This window comes from Methylobacterium sp. WL64, assembly GCF_008039945.1.
In the GTDB taxonomy this organism is placed as follows: domain Bacteria; phylum Pseudomonadota; class Alphaproteobacteria; order Rhizobiales; family Beijerinckiaceae; genus Methylobacterium.
The window spans coordinates 1-4,071 of record NZ_VRVA01000224.1 but is presented as its reverse complement, the minus strand read 5'-3'; the positions used below and the strand labels follow the sequence as shown (position 1 = coordinate 4,071).

The window sequence follows — 4,071 nt, the reverse complement described above, 5'->3', positions numbered from 1 at the left end:
AATCCTCGACGCGGTCGCCGCCCACGACCGGTTCGATGCTGACGATGACCCGCACGGTGAGAACGACTTCGGCGCGGTCGAGGCGGCCGGCGAACGTGTCTTCTTTAAAATCGATTACTTCGACCGCACCGGGCGCTCCGCTTCCCCGGACCCAGCCGACAGCAGCGTCACGCGCCGCGTGCTCACCGTCATGCTCGCCAGGGAGTATTGAGGTGGCCGGCTGCGCCGACACTCCACCCGATGGCGCTGCGCCCCCGACGCGCGGATCACCGACCCGGCGCCGCTTGCTCGCGCTGCTCTCCGGCGCGCCAGGGTCGGCGCTGGAGATCGGGGGGGCCACGCATCGCGCCGACCCGATGCTGCGGCTGTTCGCCGAGTTTCGGGTGTTGGTCGACCGGCACGCGGCCGCGCTCGCGGCGTGCGACCGCTTGGAAGCGGCGCTGCTGACCGAGGTCGGGTCCCCGCGCGTGCGGCTGCCCCACGGTGGCGACGGGACGCCTCGCTACGCGGCCGACGCCGCGACCATCGCCGAAGCTGTACCGCCGGGCCGCCTTCGGGATCGCCGGCAGTGGGTTCTCCGGCGCCGCCAGGGGCGCTGGGACGCTGCGGCATGTGAGGCCGGCCTGACTGCCGCTCAGGTGCACGAGGCCGCCCTCGATGGGGCCGCCCTCGACGCCAGCGACGCCCTCCTGACCACGCCGGCCTGGACCCGCGAGGCGGTGGTGCTGAAGCTGCTTGTCCTACTCTCCACGCAGGAGCCCGGGCCGTCCGCGTGCGAGACGTCGCCCTGGCGGGAGCTGCGACTGATCCTCCTAGATCTCCGCGGCCTCGCGACAACTGACGAGGCCGCGCGATGACCGCCCGGTTACGACGCGCGCTTGCGACCGGCCGGCAACGGCATCGGCCGCGGGGCATCGGGGTCTGGCTCGGTCAGCAGGATCGCGACCGGCACGGACAGGGCGGTCGCCATCGCCTCCAACGTCGTGACGGTAACGTTCTCCGAGCCGCGCTCGACCCGCCCGACGTAGGCCCGGTCGATGCCGGCCGCGAGCGCCAACCGCTCCTGCGAGAGCCCGCGCTCGACCCGCAGCCGCCGTAGGTTCCAACCGATGATCGTCCGCGCGTTCATCGCGCGACAGGACCCGATCCACGGCTTGACAATCGACGGACTGACAGTCCCTCAATTCGATAGCTTCATGGTGCCGAGCGGTGCGCTCGCGCCCGGGACCATCACCCGTTCCAACGAAACAGCAGGAGCACATCGAACTCATGAACGAGACCGACGGACTATCACTCTGGCCGATCCTCGGGATCGCCGTGGTCGCGGCTGTCGCCGCCTGGGACCTGGCCAAGCGCAAAGGCCTGAACAAGCGCCGCTGGGCGGCGACGTGCTTCTTCTTCGCCCCTGCACTGATCGGCTTGGCCATGGCCAAGTCGCAGCAGCGCCCCGGCGACACCCAGGCGTTCCGCAACCGCTGGACCTCGCTCGCCGCCTACGATCCCGAGATCAAGGCGGCGGTCGACCGGCTCGGGGCGCTCGGACCGGCAGCCGTGGAGCGGTTCCGCATGGCCTACGGCGATGTGCAGACGAAGGAGGCGATCCCCCTCATCGTCGCCGACATCGAACGGCGCTGGGCCGCGGGCGACCGCCTCAAGGGCAAGTGAGCCCCCACCACTCCGCTCAGCACTTCGGTCGCGCGGCGACGATGCCGCCCCGCGCGGCACGATCCATTCCGTCAAGCTTTGCAGGTTGCCATGACAGACCCACGCCGCTTCCCGGCCGATAGGGCCCTTGCGCCCGCCGTCCCCGCGTGTCCTGGGGCAGGCCGTCTCGATGCCCTGCACCTCGACCGAGCGAGGCCGTTCCATCGATCCGGCTGGCTCGTCGGACTCGCCCTCGGAGCCATCCTCGCGGGCCACGATGGCGCCCGGGCGCAGGCCGGGGCGGTCGCGATGACGCCGCCGAGCTGCGAGGTCTACCAGCGCGAGCGCCCCCGCGGCGGCTTCCGCGAGCAGCTCTCCACGCTGTTCGGCCTGTCGATCTATCGCTGGGACGAGGCCGACTACGCCCGCTACCGGGCCCTACTGCTCAACTGCAAGCGTACCCTGCCGGACTTCGGCGCCGACATGACCGGGACGCAGTGGCAGGACGTCGTTGAGAAGAGCGTAGCGGACATCAAGTCGTACACCGGCTACGTCAACCGCTTGGGCGAGCCGATGGCCGGTCAGCGCGGCCCGCGACCGGGGCGCGGCGAGCCCGACCCCACATTCGCGTTCGAGGCGGTGTCCTGCGACCGCTTCAGCCAAGCGACCGTCGGGGCCTGGGGCCGCGGCGGTGCGCCGGGCTACGGACCGGAGGCGCCATTCGGTGTTCCGGTGGCGGCATGGGCCTACGAGGTATGGCGGGCCTTCGAGAACCGGGTGATCGCCTGCGGTCGGCAGTCCGGCTCGCCCGCTGAGGCCGATGCGGACTGGATGCGCGCGGTCGTCGTCGGCATGGAGGGACGTGCGGCGAGCGACATCCGGCAGGCCCGGCAAGACGCAGGTACTCGCGCCACGAAGGTGGCCAGCATTCTGGCGCGGCTGGCCGAGGCGGAGCGGCTGACCGGGGCGGACGATCTCGTGGCCGCGCTTCAGACGTCTGAGGCGCTCGCGGCATCCAGCCCGAAGCTGGCGCGGGCGGACGAGGAGCAGGTCGCGGCGATGCGGGAGCGTGTCACCGCCCGGCTTCGAACGGCGCGCACGGCGGAGGCTGCGGCGTGGGAGCAAGGCCGGCCGGCTCGAGAGGCGCGGGCGCGGGCGCAGGAAACGGAACTGGCCGATCTACAGCGGCAGAACCGCGAGCGCGGGGCGGAGGCGGCGGGCGAGCGCGAGCGGGCCGCGCGGATCGAGGCGGAGCGGCAGGCGGGGGCCCGAGCGCAGGCCGAGCGGCAGGCGTCGGAGGCCGAAGCGCAGCGCAAGCGTGACGACACCCAGCGCGTCGTGGACCGGCGGGCGCGTGAAAAGGTCGAGGCCGAGCAGGCAGCCCAAGCCCGGCGCGAGGATCAGGCACGGCTGGCAAGCGACCCCTGCAACCAGGTCGCGATGCGCCGGCAGATGATGGAGGCAGCCAACGCGACGGACCGGGCACGTTATGGCGGGAACGGGCTACTCGACCTGACGGACGGGCGCACGTTGCCGGAGGCCACCGCAACGCGTTCCTGCCTGTACGTGGCGGACTGGTCATCGGGCCGGCGTGGGCTCGTGACGATCACGGTGCGCAAGAACTCGTTCGGCGACGACCTGATCGAGGTTCGGCCGTACTGACGCCACGGGCGGAGGGACGCGATGAGGTTGAAGCGTCAGCGCGCCCGGTTCGCGGCGCTCATCCAGCACATTCCCGCGTTCGCCGATCCAGCAGCTCCAGTAGGCGCGTGGCACCAGCCGGAGGCTGAGCCTGGCTGCTTCTCGGCGGTTTCGTTCCTGCTGAATGCGAATGCCGAACGGTTCGTCGAGGACTGCTACGCGCACGGCTGGGTGCTGGAGAGGTTTGATTGGGCGGCTTGGGCACAAACCGAAGTTGCCCGGCGCCTGCGCGTCCAGCCAGGCGCGCTCGCCAGCGCCAGTGAGCACCAGCTGGCCCAGCTGCTTACGGTCGTGATCCGCCAAGACCGTTTTGTCGAGGGCGCGCTCGCTGCGGCGTTCGCGAGCAGGTTGATCCTCGGTGTCCTCCGGCGCGCGGAGCAGCTCGACCGTGAATGAGCACAACCGCTTGGATGGGCTCGTGCGAGGATAGCAAGATCTTGCCCGCTATCGCGTTGAGCCGGCATTCTCACGTTCACAGACTACTGCTTGACACTATATTAGGCCTTACAGCTGCCTTGCCCAGCAATGTTGGTGATTCGGTAAAGTAATTTGGTGCTTGCACACTGCCGGCTTGCTTGGAAGCTGCCACAAGACGGCGCGCGGTACTTGGCGCAGAGCTGCGCGTCTTCGGGCGTGCATATGGTTCGGTGTGTCGAAAGAGAGCTGATTGAGCACACTGGCTCGAATGAGCATGGGCCCCAGGATAGTCCCGTCATTCCCCCATCC

At 70.1% G+C, this 4,071-nt stretch carries 6 protein-coding genes; 5 read left to right on the top strand and 1 reads right to left on the bottom strand.

Translation table 11 applies throughout. The features are described 5' to 3' along the window. Together FV242_RS32960 and FV242_RS32955 are read left to right on the top strand one after the other, a co-directional pair. Positions 1–211: DUF3768 domain-containing protein (locus FV242_RS32960; RefSeq protein ID WP_147941878.1), on the top strand; the 211-nt coding region annotated here is incomplete at its 5' end. A gap of 1 nt (position 212) precedes the next feature. After that, positions 213–857, top strand: coding sequence for a hypothetical protein (locus FV242_RS32955; protein WP_147941877.1), 645 nt, complete (start codon positions 213–215; stop codon positions 855–857). Positions 858–865: 8 nt separating this feature from the next. On the opposite strand, the gene FV242_RS32950 is transcribed toward FV242_RS32955, so the two are convergent. After that, positions 866–1,129 (bottom strand): helix-turn-helix domain-containing protein, encoded by a 264-nt coding sequence (locus FV242_RS32950; protein WP_147941876.1) that lies wholly within the window; start codon positions 1,127–1,129, stop codon positions 866–868. Between the two features lie 140 nt (positions 1,130–1,269). Between FV242_RS32950 and FV242_RS32945 the strand changes: the two genes are divergently transcribed. The 3 genes from FV242_RS32945 to FV242_RS32935 all read left to right on the top strand — a co-directional run bounded on the left by FV242_RS32945 (position 1,270) and on the right by FV242_RS32935 (position 3,741). Beyond that, complete coding sequence (locus FV242_RS32945) at positions 1,270–1,665, top strand: hypothetical protein (protein WP_147941875.1); 396 nt, start codon at positions 1,270–1,272, stop codon at positions 1,663–1,665. A gap of 90 nt (positions 1,666–1,755) precedes the next feature. Then, positions 1,756–3,306, top strand: coding sequence for a hypothetical protein (locus FV242_RS32940; protein WP_147941874.1), 1,551 nt, complete (start codon positions 1,756–1,758; stop codon positions 3,304–3,306). 21 nt (positions 3,307–3,327) lie between these two features. Continuing rightward, on the top strand, positions 3,328–3,741 hold the full coding sequence (locus tag FV242_RS32935; protein WP_147941873.1) for a DUF6508 domain-containing protein: 414 nt from the start codon (positions 3,328–3,330) through the stop codon (positions 3,739–3,741). Positions 3,742–4,071: the final 330 nt, after the last annotated feature.